This window comes from Duganella lactea (assembly GCF_009857505.1).
GTDB classification, from domain to species: Bacteria; Pseudomonadota; Gammaproteobacteria; order Burkholderiales; family Burkholderiaceae_D; genus Rugamonas; species Rugamonas lactea.
This window is the reverse complement of the sequence record NZ_WWCP01000097.1, coordinates 1-484: the sequence shown is the minus strand read 5'-3', so window position 1 is coordinate 484 and position 484 is coordinate 1. Positions and strand designations below refer to the sequence as shown.

At 51.7% G+C, this 484-nt stretch carries 1 protein-coding gene; it reads left to right on the top strand.

Annotation, left to right across the window (positions count from 1 at the left end; genetic code table 11):
• The coding region (locus tag GTP44_RS27765) for a hypothetical protein (protein WP_229257110.1) at positions 1–219 on the top strand (219 nt) is incomplete at its 5' end.
• Positions 220–484 lie beyond the last annotated feature (265 nt).

The window sequence follows — 484 nt, the reverse complement described above, 5'->3', positions numbered from 1 at the left end:
CAATATCCCGACAAATGCGACGATTGCGCCCATTACCGAAACGAATACAAAGCCGCCAATTATCTTTGTGCCAACCCTCATTTTTTTCAACATTGCCGAGTCTTTCTTTCAATAGGGAGTGAAGAACTTAACTTGATGCGCTATGGGGATGCCCTGGCCGAACTGACGAAAGCCCCATGGCGCGCCACGGGGGCGCGCGGAATCGTTTTCCAATTCTGAAAACGCATGAAACGCCGTCATTTCCTCAGAGCCAAATTTTCCATTATTGATCGGCCGAGACTTTTCCGGTGATCCGTATTTGCCAATCAATAATCCGTTTCGGCCATTTTTCAGTACCGGATTAACAGGTGCTGTAGGATGCGCGAATGAGAAAAACATCCATCGAAGCGCCGCCCGATCTTCTTAGGGCCGTTCAGCGCTGGTCCGAGGCGGTCGACTCCGACACGCGAGACGTCATGGCGGTTAGCTTTGAGGTCGCGACGGG